Below are 20,372 nucleotides of genomic sequence, written 5' to 3' on the forward strand. Positions count from 1 at the left end.
CGTCTTTCGCTTTAATTAATGCAGAATCTCATTAATTACTATAGTACCACAAAAAAAATTGTTTACACCAACCGACTGCTATTCCCTAGTTCTCGCCCGGAAAAAGTATGCGGATATAAAGCAAGAAATGAATATAAAAGGAATTGACCACTTATAAAGTATCAAGAATGCATCACTAATATTCTGCTGCGTGTAGTTCTTGATTTTTATTATAGTTTTATTTATTGCTTCATTTATTTTTTTGATCTTTGCATCAACTTGTTTCACTACCTTTCTTTTTATCTGTTCACGAGCTGCTTTATTCAACTCTGAGCCTTCCAAATTACCAAGTGTTTTTTGATAATTTTTTTCGATAATAGCGTCTCTTTCACCCGCGCTAATATGTTGTGTGGAGGCTGTGTCTCGTATCTCAGACAAAATTTGTTTTTCTGTTTGTTTCTGCATAATTTTCTTATTCTCATTTGGAATTTGTAATTTGTTAATTTCGATTTCAGAGTAACGCAGCGCTTGTTCTTTCGCACTACTGATATTGGCCGTTAGTGAGGATACGAAAATTGCGACCGCCAAAACCGTGCCAATTTGCCTTAGTACACCAATCACACTTTGAGAAGCTGTTAACAGTTCGCCTGTGAAATCTGATGCTGCTAAAACCGTAATTGGACCAACAATAATTCCATAGCCAAATCCCAATAGTAGACAGGATATCATCATTTGAGTATAACTTTTTGAAACATCCAGATAAGCAAGGGATACATAAGCCAATGTCATAGCAAAAAAACCTGAAAAGATAACTACTCTCGAACCTAATTTTTTAATAAGTATTGCTGCAATTGGTGAAAAGATAAATATCATCGCTGAAATAGGAGTGACTAGTAAAGCAGCACGTAATTCATTTTCACCCTGTATCTTCGTTAGAAATGTCGGTAAAAGAACAGTGACACCAATTAAAAATAAATTGCTTAAAACAACTGTGAGTGATGCTCCGATAAATTGCCTATTTTTAAACAAATTGATTGGTATCATCGGCTCTTTGCACTGCTTTTCGTATTTTATAAAAAGCAATAAGAATATCAAACTAGAAGCTAGTAATAGAATGATTGGCGCAGAAAACCAAGACCATTCTCTTCCTTTTACTAGTCCTAAAGTTAAGCTAAATAAAAACAGCATACTTAAGATTGCTCCAACTACATCAATCTTAGCAAAAGTTCTCTCTTCATTTTTTAGTTTCAGTGAAAAAAGACAAATAAACAGCGCGATCGCTATCAACGGAATATTAATAATAAAAACCCATCTCCAGCCTAAATATTGTGTGACTATTCCTCCAATGGTAGGACCGAGTGCAGCCGCTAAACCTTGAGTTACGCCTAAAGCCGCAATTACGTTTTGCCTTTTTTCAATAGTTGTTGTCGATATTCCGATGACCATACTCGTTGGAAAAACAATAGCTGCTCCAATACTTTGAGCCGCTCTAAAAGCAATTAATTGATAGACATCTTTCGAAAAGCCGCATCCAACTGAGCCTAAAAGAAAGATGAATAGGCCTATAATATATACTCGATGCCTTCCTAATATTTCAGCTATTCTACCAAGTGGGATTGTAAATACTGCAAATGAAATTGTATATATATTTAATGCCCATGAGAGAGTATTTAAATCTACACTCATCCCTTTTTGAATAGCTGGTAAAGTGATATTCATTATAGTTGTATCAAGCATACATAAAAAGATTCCTATGCACATTGCTATGATTGTAAATTTAGTTTTCATACACACACAACTTTCTATTCATGATGTAAATATTAATTTTGTTAATAAAACATAAAAAGAAAAAGAGAAGTATCTTCTCTACCATTTTCTTATCAGCTATCCTACTTAAACTGTCTTGCATACTGTGTTGATTATCATTCGGTTTTCATGACGTTTAAACCTACTTACCCCTATCCTTCAATGTATCTGACTGTCTCAAATTCTGATTAGCGTCCTTTATCGAAGCCATTCTCATTACAAATAGCTAAACTACATTCACCTTCCGTCCATTCCTCTGCAGCGAGTACTTTTTCAATATATGCACATTATATCTCGATTATATTAACATTGTCAATATTGATATGATTTATAAGTTGAGCTTTATAAATTATGTTGAGACTTCATTATTCAAAAAGGCACTGAAAACCGTATAATCTGTTTTCAATGCCTTCTCTTATATATTGCTGTAAGAAATCATGACCCGAGACGTTTTTCATTTCCCACAATGACAATCATCGCCGCCGTGGCAACATGTTCCAGCGTGGGCTTCTTTGGCTGCAAAAGTCGCCGCTCGCACCGCTTCTGGCACGCTATCTTTGACACGGCGCGCTTTAGCTCGAATCAATTCTGCCCCTATACTTACTTTTTCTTCTGGCAAGAAACCCGAGTCTAGCTTATCCACTTCAATTTGCTTCTTCGCAATCGAGAGCATCAGCTTCATTCGATTTAACTGGTTAACTGCACTTGAACCCGCATCATAATCGATCGACATGATATTGGCGTGTGGATAGCGTTTCTTAAGCCCCTTAATCATGCCACGTCCTGTAATATGATTGGGCAAACAAGCAAATGGCTGTAAGCAAGCGATATTCGGCACATCATTATCCAAGAGTTCAAACATCTCACCCGTTAGAAACCAGCCTTCCCCCATCTTATTTCCAAGCGAAAGTAATTGGCTTGCTTTTTCTGCGATCACTTCGATGCTTTCCGGTGCATCAAAACGTGTACTCGCCCGAAGTGCATCCACAACTGGCTTGCGATATTGATTGATAAACGGAATCGCCACACTTTGCTTAGCAAATGATTTCACTTTAGAACGCCCAAACGTATTGGCCGCAAAATGATCATCGTAGCAACAATATAGCAAGAAATCCGTCAAATCTGGCACGACGGCTTCGCCGCCTTCCGCTTCAATCACATCCACAATGTGGTTATTCGCACCTGGATGGAACTTCACGAGGATTTCGCCAACCACCCCAACGCGCGGTTTTTTCTTGCCCGTAATAGGTAGCTCATCGAAAGCCTGTACCATTTCTTTTGCGAACTGCTTGTATCCCCGAAAGGAATACTTTTTCATCAGTTCGCGACCTTGTTCCAAATAATTGGCATACAGCCGGTTCGCGCTCCCTGGCTCTGCTTCATAAGGACGAACACGGTACAGCATCCGATCAAGCGCATCCCCAAGTGCAAGCCCAGCCATGAAACGCATCGCTAGCCCTGGCGTCATCTTAAAGCCCGGTTGCTTCTCAAGCCCATTTGCATTCAGCGAAATCACTGGAATTTGTTCCATCCCCGCTTCCTTAAGCGCCTTTTTGAGCATCGCAATGTAATTTGTCGCCCGGCAACCGCCACCTGTTTGCGTCATTAAAACTGCAATCCGCTCCAAATCATAATCCCCATGTTTCAAGGCATCCATCATCTGGCCGATGGTCAAAATCGCCGGATAGCAAGCATCATTATTCACATAACGCAAGCCTTCATCGACCCCGCGTGGCGTCACTGCAGGCAGAACTTCAAGGTTGAATCCTGCTGCTTGCCCAGCAGCTTCAAGCATCGCAAAATGAGTCGGAGCAAGCTGAGGCGCGAGAATCGTATAACCTTCTTTCCGCATTTTCTTCGTAAAGAGCGGCCGTTCCTTAGGCAAAGCCATTTCAGTTGGCTTAATATGATGACGATCGCGTTCTTCAATGGCCGCCTTCAAAGAACGAACTCGAATCCGAGCAGCCCCAAGGTTATTAATTTCATCAATTTTAAGCAGCGTATAGACTTTATTATGCCCTTCAATAATTTCTTGGCACATATCCGTCGTAATCGCATCCAAGCCACATCCAAATGAAGTCAACTGAACGAATTCCAAATTTTCCTGTTTCGCCGCAAAACTTGCAGCCCGGTAAAGTCGTGCATGATATTTCCACTGATTTTCCACACGTAGCTTGTGCTCAATCGTGCCAAGATGCGAAATTGAATCTTCCGTTAACACTGCCATGCCGTTCATCGTGATGAGTTCAGGGATGCCATGATTAACTTCTGGATCAATGTGATACGGATGCCCAGCGAGGACGATGCCTTTCACATTATTTTTCGCCATATAATGTAGCGCTGCTTCGCCTTCCTTTTGGATATCACGCCGGCAGTTTTCCGCTTCGCTCAACCCTTTTCGAATGGCTTGCTCCATTTCTTCAGCAGGAATTTCAGGGAAGGTTTGCTTCATTGTTTCCATAAAGGCTTTTTCATTATCGAGCGCAACAAACGGACTGTACATCGGGATGCCTTTTTCTTCAAGCGCATCCACATTGACACGAATCACTTCCGGATAGCCTGCCACAACAGGACAGTTAAAATTGTTTGTTGCTTCGCCAAATTCCGGTTTTTCGTAAACAACAGATGGATAAAAAATGGCATCTACTTTTTTGCGGACAAGATCCATCACATGCCCATGTGTCAACTTAGCCGGATAACAAACTGCTTCGGATGCAATCGTTTCAATGCCTTTTTCATACAAGTTCTTTGATGATTTCGAGGAAAGCACTACGCGGTAACCAAGCGTATCAAAAATAGTAAACCAAAGTGGATAATTCTCATAAATGTTAAGCGCTCGTGGAATTCCGATCGTCCCTCGCGTTGCTTCGCTTTTTTTGCACGCTTGATAGTCAAAGGTCCGCTTTAACTTGTAGGCATATAAATTAGGTAAAAGATTTTTCACCGTTTCCACCCGTTCGCCTCGTTCGCAACGATTGCCACTCACAAACGTTCGGTCATCCCCAAAACGCGTAACCGTCAACTGGCAGGTGTTGCTACAAAGGTTACAACGCGACTGTGAAGTTTTTGCACTAAAATCACGCAATTTTTCAAGAACTAACATCTCTGTGACAGTTCCAGTTTCATAGTGTTCCTTAGCAATTAGTGCAGCTCCATAAGCCCCCATCATTCCTGCAATATCTGGTCGTACAACTTCTCTTCCAGTTAAAAGTTCAAACGCGCGCAAGACTGCTTCATTATAAAAAGTCCCACCTTGCACGATGACTTTTTCGCCGATATCTTTCGGACTACGTAATTTAATCACTTTTTGAAGCGCATTTTTGACCACGGAATAAGCAAGTCCAGCTGAAAGATCTTCAAGCCTCACCCCTTCTTTTTGAACTTGTTTCACTTTTGAATTCATGAAAACCGTGCAACGGGAACCTAAGTCAACTGGTGCCGTTGCAGAAAGCGCCCGCTTGGCAAACTCTTCAATCGGCACATGGAGCGTCTTCGCAAAAGTTTCTAGAAAGGAGCCGCAACCCGCCGAGCAAGCTTCATTTAACATCAAGCTATCCAACGCGCCGTTTTTGATTTTCATACATTTCATATCTTGTCCGCCGATGTCTAAAATAAAATCTACATCGGGGAGAAACTCGCGAGCAGCTCGGTAATGCGCCACAGTTTCAATTTCGCCAACATCTATTTTAAGTGCGGCTTTAATCAAAGATTCGCCGTAACCTGTAATTCCTGATTGAACAATTCGCACCTGCTCAGGTAAAACTTCGTATAATTTGCTTGTTTCATCAATAACAGATTGCAGCGGACTGCCATTGTTGCTTCCATAATAGGAATACAAGATTTCATTTTGTTGACCCATTAAAATGAGTTTTGTTGTCGTTGAACCCGCATCAATGCCTAAATATGCTTCTCCTTCATAGTCAGCTAAATTTGCTCGTGGGGCTTTCATTTGATTATGCTTCGCTCGAAAATCTGCCAATTCTTTTTCAGAACAAAATAGCGGTGGCAATGTCACGGTGTCTTTTTGGACAGAAGATAAATCCATATCGGATAATTTTTCGATAAGCGCATCAAGACGAATCGCCTTTTCTTTTTTACTGGAAAAAGCAGTGCCAAGCGCGATAAAATATTCCGCATGCAGTGGTGCAATAATATCTTCATCTTTCATTTTAAGAGTTTCAGTGAAGCGAAACCGCAATTGATCTAGAAAGGTTAACGGACCACCAAGAAAAGCCACTTTTCCGCGGATTGGCCTCCCACAAGCAAGCCCACTAATAGTTTGCGTAACAACACTTTGAAGAATCGAAGCTGCAATATCTTCCTTCCTCGCTCCTTCATTTAGAAGTGGCTGTACATCCGTTTTTGCGAATACGCCGCAGCGTGAAGCAATCGGATAAATCGTTTGCGCTGATTTTGCTAGTTCATTAAGTCCAGTCGGATCCGTTTGTAAAAGTGTAGCAATTTGATCAATAAAAGCTCCCGTTCCTCCCGCACAAGCATTGTTCATTCGCTGCTCAATGCCACCCGTAAAGTAAATGATTTTGGCATCTTCTCCGCCAAGCTCAATGACAACATCTGTTTCTGGGATCACTTGCTCAACGGCTTCTGTACAAGCAATCACTTCTTGCACAAAAGGCACATCCAAAAATTCTGAAATCGCTAATCCAGAAGAGCCCGTAACTTGAAACGTCATTTCTTCTTCATTTACTTTTTTTCTTACATCTTGCATAATTTCTAGCGTCACTTTTTTTATATCTGAATAGTGACGTCTGTAAGTTTGAAACAATATCTCCCCTTTTTCATTTAAAGCGACGGCTTTTGCTGTTGTCGATCCTACATCTAGCCCCACGTGAATCGTCATCTTTTTCATCCTCTCTCTTCCGCTTTTACTTTCCATGTGTAGTTGTGAACTTAATTATGTATTTCTTTTCACAAATAAACTTTCAATAATGAGTGATTACTCACTCAAAATCATCCCGAAATCCTAGTAAATATAGACACATTCATTTTCACATTAATTAATTTATTTGTAAAGTGAAAACAAAGCGTATTAAAATTGACTTTTCTTGTATGAATGCTAAAATAGATACAGAAAAAATAGTGTATCACTTAAAAACAATACACTACTTTAATAATGAGAATTGATGAGGTGAACCATTTATGAAGCGTATTGATAAAATCTTTCATTACCTGAAAGAGCACGGTTCTGACAGCAATATCGTTGAACTCGTGGAAAATGGAGAAGGCTTCACAGCTTCCCGCCTCTCAGACGAACTTCAAATTTTGCGTAACAACGTCAGCATGGAATTAAACGAGTTGTGTCGCAGAGGGGCACTTGTTAAGATCAATAGTCGTCCCGTTCTATACTACGATCGTGACGCACTTGAACATACATTAGGACGTAAGTTAACTGATTCTGAACTTGTTTTTCACTCTACCGATGAGTTGCTTATGCTTTTTTCTTCTGAAGAAAGCAAAAGAAGTCCCTTCGAAGATTTAATCGGGGCTGACGCAAGTCTTAAAACACCAGTAGAACAAGCCAAAGCAGCCATGCTTTATCCGCCGAATGGCTTACATGCACTAATACTCGGTCAAACTGGTGTTGGGAAGACTCTCTTCGCCAATTTAATGTATCGTTTTTCATGTCAAACGAAGCGGTTAACCGAAGAAGCTCCTTTTATTGTATTTAATTGTGCTGACTATTATAACAATCCACAACTACTCATGTCTCACATTTTTGGACACATCAAAGGCGCTTTCACTGGAGCAGAGACAGAAAAAGAAGGTCTAGTTGAAAAAGCCAATGGCGGAATTCTATTTCTCGATGAAATCCATCGTCTTCCTCCTGAAGGTCAAGAAATGATTTTTTATTTAATGGATACTGGGACCTTCAATAAATTAGGCGAAACGGAACGAAAACGCAAGTCGGATGTCTTGATCATTGGGGCTACAACTGAGGATCCTGAATCTTCTTTATTAAAAACATTTGTGCGCCGCATTCCGATTACAATTTCGCTTCCTTCTTTTGAAGAAAGAACCGCCCGTGAACGCGTTGAACTACTGACGCATTTGTTATCTAATGAAGCACACCGCGTGAATAAACCGATTCGGATTGAAGATGAAGCTGCGAAAGCTTTAATAGGCAATACTGCGTACGGAAATATCGGTCAACTGAAATCAAATGTGCAGCTTGTCTGTGCCCAAGGCTTTTTAAATAGCTTTAATCAAAATGATGAAATCGTGATCGACTTCAAAACCTTACCGATCAACATTAAAGATGGTTTCTTCCATTTTAGTGGGCGGCGCAAGGAACTTCAGGAAATATCTGAACACCTTGAACCTTACACAACTATTTTCCCTGAACAAAGTCGCACTTTTATCACAAGCGATGAATACGAGCCAAATTTCAACCTTTACAAAATTATTGAAGATAAAGCTTCGATTTTGATGGATCAAGGCGTAGAAAGTGAAGATATTAAGAAATTTATCACGATGGATATTGACGTCCATTTGAATAGCTTTTATAACAAATTCAAAAACACCATTCAAACGCGTGAAAACATCTTAAAAATCGTCAACGAAGATATTTTAAGTTTTGCAGAAGAAGTACGAGATCGCGTCGAGCGTCACCTTGGTAAAAAACTCAATGACCGCTTTGCACTAGCGTTTTCGCTACATTTAACTTCCTTCATTAAACGAGTGGAAAGTAACAAACCGCTAAAATACACGAATATTGAAAACGTTGTTGAAGATAAACCTGAAGCTTATCATATTTCCCGTGAAATTAAAGACGAGATCGAAGCCGTTTTTCATATCCGCGTCCCGAACATGGAAGTACTCTATTTGACGCTGTTGATCAGTTCCTTGCTTAAAGATCAAGAAAACTCGCGCGTTGCTGTTTTGGTAGCCGCTCATGGGAACAATACCGCTACAAGCATGGTAAATGTAGCCAAGAAACTGCTTGGGGATGGGCTTGTTGAAGGAATTGACATGCCGCTTGATGAAAGTCCAAAAATCACACTTGATAAATTGACGGAGCGAGCAAAAGAACTGGATATGGGCTGTGGCGTGTTACTGCTTGTCGATATGGGCTCACTGACCGGCTTTGCACAAGTCATTACTGAACGAACCGGGATTGATGTCCGGTCAATTGATATGGTTTCAACAGCAACTGTCATTGAAGCGGTACGCAAATCCAACATCTTAGATACCGATCTAAGCGATATTTATGACGCACTGAAAGACTTCCGCGGTTATGGCGGTTACGCTTCTTCTGATAATGACTTGCTCGATACAGATACGAAACCACACGCGATCGCTACGATTTGTGCAACCGGCGAAGGAACGGCTGAAAAATTACAAGGCTTCATTGAAAACATTTTAGAGACGATTACAACCGAACCGATTCGTGTCGTTCCAATCGGCGTTCACGAAAGCGAAAATAAGATGAAAATTTTGATGGAAGAGTATGACGTGTTGATGGCCGTAGGAATTGAGAAGCCAAATGTGCCCGTTCCATTCATCCCGCTTGAAAAGCTGTTCGCAAGCGACGGGGAAGAGCAACTCGTGAACCTCATTAAAGGGCGGAACGTTTTTGTCAAGAAAAGCGAGACAGGCAGAATCGCCAAGGAAGTCGTTGAAGACAGCCTAAGTGAATTCTTGACCTATTTAAATCCCAAAAAGACCATTGACATCTTGAATACATTCCTAAAAGTCTTGGAAGAAAATACCGCTCCTATCCTAAACAATGCTTTCAAAATCAATTTGCTCATCCACATTGGCTGCGCGCTTGAACGCATGGTTGTAAATGATGGTCTCGTTTACCGCGAAGACCGTTCAAATTTCGATCCAGCTGTACTAGATGCGCTAAGTAAAGCCAATGAAGCTGTATCCAAACGACTTAATTTATGTTTAACGGAGGATGAACTTTACTACATTCATGACATCATCCAAACGATGCCTGCGCATTCTGTGTAAATAGCCCTCCTTTTTGAGGGCTATTTTTTGCGTCATAAAATGACAAAGTTTCCGAAGAGAGTTGATTTATCATGCAGAAATCCCTATAATTCAAGAGATACTGCTTTTTCTTGCCCGCTGCTAAAAAAATGATGACTTATAGCGAAAAATAAGGAGGACGATCTACCAATGGATATCCGTCTAGCTAGAATCGACGACCGCTTAATTCATGGTCAAGTAGCCACCGTTTGGACAAAAGAAACAAAAGCTGAGCGAATTATCGTAATAAATGATGCGGTTTCAAGAGATGAATTTAGAAAAACTTTGCTCATTCAAGCCGCTCCGCCTGCCGTAAAAGTAAACGTGATTGATGTTGCTAAAGCGATTCGTGTTTACCAAAACCCGCAATATGCCACAACTCCTGTCTTACTGCTGTTTACCAACCCAATGGATGTGTTGACGCTTGTTAAGTCGGGTGTTGCCATCTTGTCTGTTAATATCGGTGGAATGGCTTTTCGAGCTGGAAAAAATCAAATTACAAACGCTGTGTCGGTCGATGAAACGGATAAAATGGCTTTTCGCGAGCTCCATAAACGCGGGATCGAACTTGAAATCCGCAAAGTCGCATCCGATAGTAAAGTTAAACTGATGCCGCTTCTTGATAAATAACTGGTAATTCTAGAAGTAAGCTTTGCTTTTATGAGTTTGATCAAGTATGCTACAATAATGTACAACTGATCAATTCAGTAAATTGCAATAGAATGTGAGTGAAAAATGATGGAATGGACGGCTACCAATATCTTTCTTTTAATTTTTGTAATTGGCACGGTTCTCTTTATTCTTTATGATTTAATCGTATTAGCTTTTTGGAAAGGGGCGACCAAATTAAAAGTAGCACTTCGTTCACGAGGAAGATTCGATGGATACATATTCTTTGGTTTGCTCGTTTTGCTTTTTGCATTAAATATTTCACGTAACGGCTCCATGTCAACAACCGTGTTACTCGGAATTCTTAGTGTTTTGTTTTTCTATATTTCACTTTTCCGCAAGCCGCATGCAATTTTTAAAGCAGAAGGATTCTTCTACACTTTTATTTTCTTTCCATATGCGCAAATTGAACGAATCAACTTATCTGAAGATGGCATCCTCGTGATTGAAACTGGGCGTTCTCGCTTAATGCTTCGTCCGCGATCAGAAGCTGACTTAGATAAAATGATGAAAACCATTGCCGAATACAAATAAAAAGACGACAAAGTTTGCCATTTTAGGCAGCCTTGTCGTCTTTTTTTATATACCAACACTTGTTATTTTAATTTCAGGAACAAATAAGTCAATGAATTTCCCGTGCAGCTGATCAATTTGTTCATCAAACTTTGAGTCGAAACAAATGATACTTTCTTCCAGCCGCAAAACAGCAAATCCGTCTTCTTCGTAATCTTCAAGTATACCTACAATATGAATATGGTCATCTTGATCTCTTTCTAAAAGACAGTGCTTCTCTTCACTTTCATCTACATCATCAAACGTAATCAATTTCGGAATATTAACTTCGACCGTATATTTTCGCCCGGGATCCGGCTCCTCGTCGTCATCCCAAGTTGCAATACACTCCCCAAAATCACTCGTAAAAACAATTCGAGAGTCCTGAATCTTGTCTTGAACCTTTATCTCCAATTATCGTTTCCTCCTGTATCTCAAGTTCGAAACTATTATAACACGGTTCCTACAAATCAAGCTAATTTTTATTCATAATCGCAAGAATATCTTGCGTATATTGATAATCTGTTTTAGCTTTCGTTCGGGCATTTGAAAGTAAAATAACAAATTTTTTCCGGTCTTTCGTGAACGCATTTCCAGCCTCATAACCCGCGAGGACTCCGCGAGCTATATAGTGATTGCCTAAATCATAGAAACCAAATCCATATTTTCCTGGCCCCTTCTTAAGCATTCTTGCTACACTTTCTTTTCCGACTAACTTTCCGCCCAAAAGCGCATCGTCAAATTTTTTGATATCTTGAGTTGCCATATAAATATCCCCTGCACCAAAAAGTTGTGATAAATCTTGACGAACCGGCGCATTAATGATTTTGCCCTTTTCGCGCAGATAACTTTCTGTGTGCATAAAGTTCGTATTATAAGTCGTATAGAATCCTGCACCACTCATCCCTGCAGGAATAAAAATATGCTGCTCCATGTAATTTTCGAACTCCACGCCAGAAATCGTTTGAATCAAATAAGCGATAACCGAATAATTATCATCCGCATATTGCCACTTACCTGGTTGCGTCTTGATTCCCGCTTGTTCAATTTCACGGATAATTCGGTATGGCGTGATAGGGTTATTTCCCTCATGCCGCGGCTTCATTCCTGTTGTGTGTCCAAGGAAATTTACAATCTTAATTTTTTGTCCGTTTGGAAAGCTTGGAATATACTTCGCGATTGGGTCATCCAAGCGAACAAGACCTCTTTCCACTAGTTGCATGAAAGCCGTGGCTACCATTGCTTTTTGCATTGAACCAATGTAATAAACACTCGAAGTTGTGTTTTTACGGCCACTTGCCAAATCAGAATAGCCATATCCCTTTTCTAAAACAAATTTTCCTTTATCTTCGATATAAACTGAACCAACAAACCCGCTATTTTTTAAATATTCATCTATGGCTTTTTCAGGAAGCTCATTCGCTTTTACTGAATTATTTGGCTTAAGTGGCACTTTTTTATTTGGTTTAGTTGAATCTGGAGCCGTAGCTGATTTCGACGATTCCTCATTTTTGGCTTCATATGAAGTAATAAATAGTGAAGCTACCGAGCCAACACCGATTCCTATTAATAAAATTAAAACCAAGCTCCAATAAAAGCGATGTTTTTGTTTTTTTTCTTGTGTTTTTTTTAAGCGAGATTGCGCCACGAATTTTCTCTCCTTCTATAAATAAATCAATCCCCCACTTGAATAAATATAAAAAAGGGCAAAGCCATGCCGTCCATAGCTTGCCCCCCATAATTTAAAGTTACTTTACTACTTCAAACGCTCTTTAAGTAGCTTCGAAATGGCGCCCAACCATTTCTTTTGCCGATTAACCACAAACTGATAAACTGTACCATCGTTCAGTTCGACTTCTATCAAATTAGCCAAGACCTCTAGACCAAAAAACTTTGTCTTTTTTCCAGAAACTCGGGCTATTTCTTCTAGCTTTATCTCTATTTCGTCGTCGAATGCTTCATTAGGTTGATGAATAATGCTCTCCGAAGTCAAGTACAGCTTTCCCGGTGCTGCTCTTGATTCCGTTTTGACATTAGCAAGACCTTTATAAAGAACCTCACGCTCTGCCACGACTCATCCACCTTCTTTCACTCGTCGTGATTTTATTTTACCAGATCGAAGCAAAAGAATCACTATTAAAATGCTTTAAAAAAACTTTTTTTCTTTTTGCCACCTTCTGGAACAAAAAGATTCAAATGACTCGGAAAAACTTTAATTTCAACCGGCAAAGCAGGACCAGGATCCCCATCAACATTAACCGAAAGATCCTCACCAGACGCATCAATTTTAAGATGCTTCGTTTGAACGTATTCCACACCGTCACTATTTTTCAGAGTACCTTTAACCAGTTGTGGAAGCATGCCAGCAGCATCAAATAACCCTAATTTTGTTAGCACAAAAACATGTAACAAACCATCATCAATTTCAGCATCCGGCGCCCAATTTTCCATGCCTCCTACGGAATTGGTTAAACCTGCCACAACAAGAGCTGCATCTCCGTCAAAGTTCCCCTCATCATAATCGAGCTTAAACTGTAATAATTCATGACGATTAAATGCTTTAAGTCCCTCAACAAAATAGGCAATCGAACCAAATTTTGTTTTCTGTTCCACACTCACTTGATCGACTGCTTGTGCAATCATCCCAACAGCAAGCACATTCATAAAGAAATGTTCTTCAATTTTCCCAACATCCATCGGTCTAAGAACAGCTGTTTCAAGCATCTTGATCGCCTTCTTCGGCTTAAGCGGGATTCCCGTCGATCGTGCTAAATCATTCACCGTTCCAAGCGGGATAAAACCAAAAGCTGGACGGCTTTCATGAATCGAAAGTCCATTAATCACTTCATTAAGTGTCCCGTCTCCGCCCATCGCAATGACCGCATCGAAATTTTGTTCAGCTGCATGTGAAGCAAAATCCGTCGCATCGCCGCCTTTTTCCGTTCGTTTCACTTCTACTTCATCAAATCGTTTTAACAAGGTCTTTTCTGCTTTATCCACATAGCCTTCCGCTTTTTCTTTTCCAGAAGATGGATTTACAACAAGCATTGCTTTCGTCATCTCTTTCACTTCCTTTAGTTGCAATTCGTCTTTATTATACATGCTAATAGCACAGAAAAACAACTCTGGATAAACGCTTTAACTTGAATATTTTTCATCCGAGCGCTACATTGAAATTAGATAAATTTGAAGGAGGAATACCATGACTGCATTTCGTGCTTTATTTGTAGATCAAAAAAATCCTGAAGAAACAAGCCTTGAAATCAAATCCATTCAACTCGATGACTTACCTGAAGGCGATGTAACGATTCGCGTCCACTATTCGGGCATTAATTACAAAGACGGACTGGCCACACTCGCAAGCGGAAATATTGTCAAAAAATATCCCTTCATTCCAGGAATTGATGCTGCAGGCGTTGTCATTGCCTCAAGTGACTCCAATTTTAAAGAAGGCGACCCTGTCATTGTCACAAGCTATGAACTCGGCGTCAGTCACTTCGGTGGCTACAGCGAGTATATCCGCGTACCAAGCAAATGGGTCGTGCCACTTCCAGACGGGCTCACGCTACGCGAAGCCATGATTTACGGAACAGCCGGATTTACAGCGGCCATGAGCGTCTTAGCGCTTCAAGATCACGGTGCAAGCCCACAAGATGGAAAAGTGGCCGTAAGCGGGGCAACAGGTGGCGTAGGAAGCATCGCAACCGCTATTCTCTCCAAATTAGGCTTTTCAGTCGTTGCTTCAAGCGGGAAACAAGGGCGCGTTGACTATCTCGCAAAGCTCGGAGCAGATGAAATAGTATCCCGAGAAGCCTTCCAGCCAGAAAAGTTGCGTCCACTTGATAAAGAGCAGTTTGCTCATGCAATTGATTGCGTCGGCGGAAAGCCTCTTAGCTACTTGTTAAGCACAACTAAGTACGGCGGAAGCGTGACCACGTGTGGCATGTCAGCCGGGTATAAATTAAATTCAACCGTCTATCCGTTCATTTTACGTGGCATCCACTTGCTCGGGATTGATTCCGTTTACTGCCCTTACGCACGTCGAAAAGAAGTCTGGCATCACATCGCAACAGACTTCAAACTAGATTCTCTGGATGCCATCACAACTGAAATCCCCCTTCAAGACCTTCCAGAAGCACTTAAAAAAAACGTCCAAGATGGCATTTTAGGCCGCTATCTCGTCAGACTCATTTAACTTCCATCAAAAAACCGAGATCCCAAAGAGGATCTCGGTTTTTTACCGATAAGCCGACAAAATTTGCCGTTCTGTAATTTGATCGACAGCTTCAAACGCTGTAAAGTAGTTTTCCTTCTTAATTGAAAACAAAATTTGCTCGACACTTTTCACAAAGTCCTTCCCAGATTGTTCAATAATCGAAAAAACTTCCGCCGTCCCGAACTGTTCAATTTTTGCAGAAAAGTCCTCTACAATTTCCAAGTAGCAGTCATTTTTTAAATAAAAAACAAATTCAAGCAAAACCGCTTTACCATAATAAAAGTAAGCTCTTTCCTTCTTACTTTCGAGTGCCCAGTTCAGTTCCAATCGTTTTTCTTCAAACCGCTTATAATTAATCGGCAACTTTTTCACTTCAATGCGACGAATAGCGTGCTTTAAAAATAAGCCTAGCACATCGAGCATTTCAATATAATTATCTTTCGTTAGTTGACTATCTGCAACAATAGCCCCACGATATTCCGTGTTTTTAACAAAGCCATCCACCGCAAGCATCGAAATCGCCTTTCGAACTGGCGTCCGACTAATATTCATTTCCTTTGAAATCTTCGTTTCAATCAACCGCTCTCCCGGCTGATAAAAACCATTTTGAATTCGTTCCTTTAACTCCCGATAACACATCGTTTCCATTGTTTCTCTTCGTTTGTTTTCCATCTCCAAGCTCCTTCTTTCTCTCTTTACCTGACTGAAACAAATTTATAAAAAGGATTTTGAATCAATAATTTCCTGCAAAAACGGGTTTACCTCTACCTTCTTTTCGACCATCCGAAAAGGATCGTAATCCGTGTTCTCCCTAGCACGAAGTACAGTTTGAATGTAAACAATCGTTTGTATCATCTGTTCTGCTTGCCGCATATCCCTTCCAAAAAGATAGTGCAGCGCCTTTTCAAGCCAAAGTACCAGATAGAAAAGCAAAACTGCTGCCAGTAGAATAACCAGTACAGCTAACAGCCGATTCCAGCTCTTGTCCAGTCCAAGCAAAAAGCTGCCGCCGTAGATCGCTAAAAACACCGCGATAAAAATCTTAAAAATAAGCCCGACCATGCTTTTTTTCTTATTTGCAGTTCCCGTCTTAGCTTCCGAGCGAATAAACGAAATAAGTTCAGCAAGCTCAGCACGCGTTTTAAATCCATTTTTTGCCAGGTACCCATAAAATAGATAATCCTTCATTTTTTGCAATTCCTTAAAGCTTCTCAGTTGAAATTTAACACGAATCAATCGTTTTGCCCGCAAGTGAATCAACAAATAAAAAAAGAGGATTGCAAGAATGGCATCAAGCAAAACTACAGACCAAGCAACTCCTGAGCTCAAAAAATAAAAAACGGCGACTGTTCCCAAAAAGAGCATCATTAAAAGAACGAAGTAACTCGCCCAAAAGCCCTTCATAAAACTATACACTAAATTCCAATTTCCAAGTTTTTTATGATAAAACGCTAATAACTTTGTTAATCCCACCGCTTACACTCTTTTCTAATTTCAACTACCTTCAGTTTAACATGGAACAGCAGGTGAGAAAAGAAGTAAACAAAAAAACACTCCATATGACGTACATAAATGTACAACACACAGAGTGTTTTTCTATCCCCATCAATGTGGGTCTACAGAAAGAACTTTTCCAGTTTTCGCATTGATTCGAACTTCGCTATCATCCGAACCAGTTTCTACCGATACATCATAAACCGTATCCTGATAAGAACGATCTAGCTCTATAGAAGAAACCGGTCCTTCTACCTTAGCAACCGCTTTTTTCATCGCGTCACTTTCCGAAATCAAGCCATTCAAGTCCAGTTTTTCTTGATCTAATTCTCGTTTATCTTCGCTATCTACAGCTTCTTTATGATCCTCTAACACTTCTTTCGATTCGGCATCCAGTTTAAGTTTATACTCATTTTGGTCATCCATACCTTCCACTGAATAAAGGATCCGACCACTATCCTCTTCAAGTTCCACAGAAGTAATTGCAGCCGCTTTCCCGTATTTATCTTCAAATTGCTTGATCACATCTTGAAACGATAGACTCAACTTCTTTCCATTTAAATCATAAGAAGCTTTCTTGTTTGTTGAACTCTTTTGCTCTGATTTTGTCCCGTTCGAACTCATCTCATGTTTACTGTGATCCTCATCATTTCCGCAAGCTCCTAATAAGGCTAAAGCCACTACAGGAACCGCTAAAATCCCCCACTTCTTCATCGTATCCCTCCAAAAGTTTCGAGTCACTTACATTAACAGTATACAAAACCAGGCCCATTTTTTCATCCGTTTTGCGCCCCGTTTAAATCTAAGCCTGCAGCCCTAAATAAAGCAGCAATTTCTCCCTTTGTTAGGAAACTCGCCATTTAAATTTTTTAAAACGCTCTTGGTCAACCGGACTGAGTTCCACCTCAACCTTCGTCCCTTCGCTCAAATATTCCTCCGAAAGAACATTCGCTTCATCATTCAAATAAGCCACAATTTGCCCCTCATCAAAAGGAATTAACAGCGTCATCTTTTTATACCCTGTAAAAATCCGCCTTTTCACCGTTTCCGCAAGCTCAGCAAGACTCGCCTCATCACGCGCCGAATAAATGAACGTATCTCCCACAAGAACCGGATAGCTCTCCTCCGCTATTTTATCCGCCTTGTTGTATGCAAACAACACCGGAACACCCTCAACGCCGACTTCTTTAAGCGTCCGCTCCGTTGTTTCAATCATCGCCTGATAATTCGGATCCGAATAATCAACAACATGAATCAACAAATCCGCATCCCTCGCTTCTTCAAGCGTTGAACGGAAAGCCTTCACTAAGTGCGTTGGCAACTTGCTGACAAAACCAACCGTATCTGTTAGTAAGAAACGTTTATGATCGGGTAACACAATTTCGCGGACACTCGTTTCAAGCGTCGCAAACAACATATCTTCTTCAAAAACTTGTTTGTGTTCACTATTACTGAACCGTGCCACAAGGCCGTTCATCGTAGTCGATTTCCCAGCATTCGTATAACCAACTAATGAAACGACCGGAATTTCATTTTTCTTGCGCTTTCTACGTCTCGTTTCCCGCTCCGCAACAATTGCATCAAGTTCCTTCGTTAACCTGCTGATGCGGTCTTTAATAATCCGGCGATCTTGCTCCAGCTTCTTTTCCCCAGAACCACGGTTATGAAGACCCGAACCGCCACCTTGTTGGTCCAGTGATTCCCCTTCGCCAATCATTCGCGGCAATTCATATTTCAGCATCGCAATTTCTACTTGTAGTTGCGCTTCACGCGTTTTTGCACGCTCCGCAAAAATCGAAAGAATGAGCGCCGTTCGGTCAATAATCTGAAGCCCCGTTGCATCTTCCAAATTCCGAATTTGCGAACCTGTTAGCTCATCATTCAGCACTAACGCATTCGCTTCTTGCATCTCGCCTAGCTGCTTCAACTCCTCAAGCTTTCCTTTTCCAACATACGTCGCTTTATGCGCACTATCCAAGTTTTGTCTTACTTCATCTACAACCTGATAATGATTTGCCTCTGCCAAATTGTAAAGCTCAAGCATCGTATATTCAAAATCCTTATCTGATCCACTTACACCAACTAAAATAACTTTTTTATTCATAAAAAATGACCTCCTGAAAAATTTTTCCAGTGCGGCCAGGACGTTCCCCTATATCTCCTTAAAAGAAGGCATAAAAAAAGAAGAGTCGAAATCGTCTCTCCCTAAAATCACTTGTTCAGTTCATTTCCGAATAGGGTCACAAAATGTGAAAGACTGGTCCCGTTCCATGCCAAAATAAACCTGGCACTCCGCACTATTCAATTAGCGGTTAAAACTCATTTCGGAACGAAATTTGTACAGCCACATAATTTGCAAACCCTCCTAACCTTTTAGATAGCATCATTCTAACATGGGCAGTCTAAAAAAACAAGACGCCCAGAAATCAATCTGGACGCCTAATCGTATAACGCTCGCCAAGCCTCGCATAATCATTTCCACTCAGACGTGAAACCACATCCAAAAAGTCTGGCAAAATATATTCTTTCTCTTCGTCAAATATATCGCTTGAAAATTCATACTGCACAATCCGCGCAAGCAGTAAATCCGCCGTCACAAGTCCAGCATCATTTTGAATCGCAATACTCTTTTCAAGCGTGGCACGAAGTTTAATCTTTGCTTCCTTGATTTCTGGTGTAGCAAATCCTTCCACCCGTTCAAGATGAAGCGACGTTCGCTCTAGTTCGCTTTCATCCGGCTTTAAACGTGCCGCCGTTTCATTCATTTCTGCCACAAAAGACTCACTAACGATATGAATCATGAGCTCTCCTTTTTGCTTGGCATTTCGCGCCGTATCCTTTTCTGCACCATCCGCCCGCTGCACCGCAATCGAGACAAGCGGCGGATCGCTCGAAACCACATTAAAAAAACTGAACGGAGCGGCATTGACCGTTTTTCCGTCTTCTGAAAGTGTCGTGACAAAAGCAATCGGTCGCGGAATAATAGCTCCACTCAAGAACTTGTAGTTTTGCTTGGGCGAAATTTTATCCGCATCAAATTGCATACTGCTCACCACTTAGCTTTTTGTACCAGTCACGTGCGCCTTCTAATTCCGGCATAGTCAACTGGTGACCCGAAACCGTCCACACCGTTTCAACGAGCGCCCCTCGCTGTTTTAGTTCTTTCAAAAGTGCCTCAGAAGCGGCTTGTGTTACAAGTGGATCATTCATTCCCGCCGTCAAGAGCACACGACGATGTGCAAGATTAAAAGTTGCTGGATCATTCCCAGCAGGCATAGCATGGAACAAAATGCCATAATGAAAGCCGTCTTCTTCTTGCAAAAGCGCATTGGCTGCAATATTGGCGCCATTCGAATAACCAAGTGCCACAAAATCGTGAAAGTCTAATCCATATTCTTTAGCAAGTCGCTTCGTTTCGCTAAGCAAATCCTTCGTTTTTCCTGCCAAATCCACTAAATCCAGAGAACCATCCGCAAATCGCTTGAAAAATCGATTCGCGCCATTTTCCGAAACGTCTCCCCGGAGCGAAAGAACAGGAGCATCTGGCGCGACAAACCGTGCTACATCAACTAACGAATGCTCATCGCCACCTGTCCCGTGCAATAATAAAACAGGCGGTGCGTTCGTTTTTCCTGGAATAAAAAGATGTTCCATCTCGAAA

16 protein-coding genes are annotated in these 20,372 nt (G+C 40.9%); 4 read left to right on the forward strand and 12 right to left on the reverse strand.

Translation table 11 applies throughout. The features are described from left to right. Nucleotides 1-78: 78 nt before the first annotated feature. Both UR08_RS07240 and UR08_RS07245 read right to left on the reverse strand, forming a co-directional pair. On the reverse strand, nt 79-1,767 hold the full coding sequence (locus UR08_RS07240) for an MFS transporter (protein ID WP_115753002.1): 1,689 nt from the start codon (nt 1,765-1,767) through the stop codon (nt 79-81). A gap of 472 nt (nt 1,768-2,239) precedes the next feature. Then, nucleotides 2,240-6,646: a 2-hydroxyacyl-CoA dehydratase gene (locus UR08_RS07245; protein WP_115753745.1), complete on the reverse strand. Its 4,407-nt coding sequence runs from the start codon at nt 6,644-6,646 to the stop codon at nt 2,240-2,242. Between the two features lie 299 nt (nt 6,647-6,945). Between UR08_RS07245 and UR08_RS07250 the strand changes: the two genes are divergently transcribed. From UR08_RS07250 to UR08_RS07260, 3 genes are all read left to right on the forward strand, one after another. Further along, nucleotides 6,946-9,762: a sigma-54-dependent transcriptional regulator gene (locus tag UR08_RS07250; protein ID WP_115753003.1), complete on the forward strand. Its 2,817-nt coding sequence runs from the start codon at nt 6,946-6,948 to the stop codon at nt 9,760-9,762. 168 nt (nt 9,763-9,930) lie between these two features. Continuing rightward, nucleotides 9,931-10,410 (forward strand): mannose/fructose/sorbose PTS transporter subunit IIB, encoded by a 480-nt coding sequence (locus UR08_RS07255; protein WP_115753004.1) that lies wholly within the window; start codon nt 9,931-9,933, stop codon nt 10,408-10,410. Nucleotides 10,411-10,515: 105 nt separating this feature from the next. Further along, entirely contained in the window at nt 10,516-10,983 is a 468-nt protein-coding gene (locus UR08_RS07260) for a DUF986 family protein (RefSeq protein ID WP_276309265.1), read from the forward strand. 45 nt (nt 10,984-11,028) lie between these two features. On the opposite strand, the gene UR08_RS07265 is transcribed toward UR08_RS07260, so the two are convergent. The 4 genes from UR08_RS07265 to UR08_RS07280 all read right to left on the reverse strand — a co-directional run bounded on the left by UR08_RS07265 (nt 11,029) and on the right by UR08_RS07280 (nt 14,061). Next, nucleotides 11,029-11,415, reverse strand: a complete 387-nt coding sequence (locus tag UR08_RS07265; protein WP_115753006.1) for a hypothetical protein — start codon at nt 11,413-11,415, stop codon at nt 11,029-11,031. A 61-nt stretch (nt 11,416-11,476) separates the two neighbouring features. Beyond that, nucleotides 11,477-12,649, reverse strand: coding sequence for a serine hydrolase domain-containing protein (locus tag UR08_RS07270; RefSeq protein WP_115753007.1), 1,173 nt, complete (start codon nt 12,647-12,649; stop codon nt 11,477-11,479). Nucleotides 12,650-12,757: 108 nt separating this feature from the next. Beyond that, nucleotides 12,758-13,072 (reverse strand): hypothetical protein, encoded by a 315-nt coding sequence (locus UR08_RS07275; protein WP_115753008.1) that lies wholly within the window; start codon nt 13,070-13,072, stop codon nt 12,758-12,760. 65 nt (nt 13,073-13,137) lie between these two features. Then, entirely contained in the window at nt 13,138-14,061 is a 924-nt protein-coding gene (locus UR08_RS07280; protein WP_115753009.1) for a diacylglycerol/lipid kinase family protein, read from the reverse strand. A gap of 142 nt (nt 14,062-14,203) precedes the next feature. Between UR08_RS07280 and UR08_RS07285 the strand changes: the two genes are divergently transcribed. Next, the gene (locus UR08_RS07285; RefSeq protein ID WP_115753010.1) at nt 14,204-15,196 is read left to right on the forward strand and encodes an acrylyl-CoA reductase family protein; all 993 of its coding nucleotides are present in this window, start codon (nt 14,204-14,206) and stop codon (nt 15,194-15,196) included. A 42-nt stretch (nt 15,197-15,238) separates the two neighbouring features. On the opposite strand, the gene UR08_RS07290 is transcribed toward UR08_RS07285, so the two are convergent. From UR08_RS07290 to UR08_RS07315, 6 genes are all read right to left on the reverse strand, one after another. Further along, nucleotides 15,239-15,889: a GntR family transcriptional regulator gene (locus UR08_RS07290; protein ID WP_115753011.1), complete on the reverse strand. Its 651-nt coding sequence runs from the start codon at nt 15,887-15,889 to the stop codon at nt 15,239-15,241. Nucleotides 15,890-15,931: 42 nt separating this feature from the next. Further along, nucleotides 15,932-16,690: an ABC transporter ATP-binding protein gene (locus UR08_RS07295; protein ID WP_115753012.1), complete on the reverse strand. Its 759-nt coding sequence runs from the start codon at nt 16,688-16,690 to the stop codon at nt 15,932-15,934. Between the two features lie 132 nt (nt 16,691-16,822). After that, complete coding sequence (locus tag UR08_RS07300; protein WP_115753013.1) at nt 16,823-17,425, reverse strand: PepSY domain-containing protein; 603 nt, start codon at nt 17,423-17,425, stop codon at nt 16,823-16,825. A gap of 130 nt (nt 17,426-17,555) precedes the next feature. Then, nucleotides 17,556-18,815 (reverse strand): GTPase HflX, encoded by a 1,260-nt coding sequence (hflX, locus tag UR08_RS07305; RefSeq protein ID WP_115753014.1) that lies wholly within the window; start codon nt 18,813-18,815, stop codon nt 17,556-17,558. Between the two features lie 322 nt (nt 18,816-19,137). Continuing rightward, nucleotides 19,138-19,755, reverse strand: a complete 618-nt coding sequence (locus UR08_RS07310; protein WP_115753015.1) for a flavin reductase family protein — start codon at nt 19,753-19,755, stop codon at nt 19,138-19,140. Next, entirely contained in the window at nt 19,745-20,365 is a 621-nt protein-coding gene (locus UR08_RS07315; RefSeq protein ID WP_115753016.1) for an alpha/beta hydrolase, read from the reverse strand. Before UR08_RS07315 ends, UR08_RS07310 begins: the two co-directional genes overlap by 11 nt. Nucleotides 20,366-20,372: the final 7 nt, after the last annotated feature.

The sequence above is a fragment of the Listeria kieliensis genome (genome assembly GCF_003369925.1).
GTDB lineage: Bacteria > Bacillota > Bacilli > Lactobacillales > Listeriaceae > Listeria > Listeria kieliensis_A.

Excerpts from the sequence above, each read along its gene's own strand:
- UR08_RS07250 (WP_115753003.1), top strand. The coding sequence starts at position 6,946 with ATGAAGCGTATTGATAAAATCTTTCATTACCTGAAAGAGCACGGTTCT.
- UR08_RS07255 (WP_115753004.1), top strand. The coding sequence starts at position 9,931 with ATGGATATCCGTCTAGCTAGAATCGACGACCGCTTAATTCATGGTCAA.
- UR08_RS07285 (WP_115753010.1), top strand. The coding sequence starts at position 14,204 with ATGACTGCATTTCGTGCTTTATTTGTAGATCAAAAAAATCCTGAAGAA.
- UR08_RS07310 (WP_115753015.1), bottom strand. The coding sequence starts at position 19,755 with ATGCAATTTGATGCGGATAAAATTTCGCCCAAGCAAAACTACAAGTTC.
- UR08_RS07315 (WP_115753016.1), bottom strand. The coding sequence starts at position 20,365 with ATGGAACATCTTTTTATTCCAGGAAAAACGAACGCACCGCCTGTTTTA.
- UR08_RS07300 (WP_115753013.1), bottom strand. The coding sequence starts at position 17,425 with ATGAAGAAGTGGGGGATTTTAGCGGTTCCTGTAGTGGCTTTAGCCTTA.
- UR08_RS07290 (WP_115753011.1), bottom strand. The coding sequence starts at position 15,889 with ATGGAAAACAAACGAAGAGAAACAATGGAAACGATGTGTTATCGGGAG.
- UR08_RS07245 (WP_115753745.1), bottom strand. The coding sequence starts at position 6,646 with ATGACGATTCACGTGGGGCTAGATGTAGGATCGACAACAGCAAAAGCC.
- UR08_RS07240 (WP_115753002.1), bottom strand. The coding sequence starts at position 1,767 with ATGAAAACTAAATTTACAATCATAGCAATGTGCATAGGAATCTTTTTA.
- hflX (WP_115753014.1), bottom strand. The coding sequence starts at position 18,815 with ATGAATAAAAAAGTTATTTTAGTTGGTGTAAGTGGATCAGATAAGGAT.
- UR08_RS07280 (WP_115753009.1), bottom strand. The coding sequence starts at position 14,061 with ATGACGAAAGCAATGCTTGTTGTAAATCCATCTTCTGGAAAAGAAAAA.
- UR08_RS07260 (WP_276309265.1), top strand. The coding sequence starts at position 10,516 with ATGATGGAATGGACGGCTACCAATATCTTTCTTTTAATTTTTGTAATT.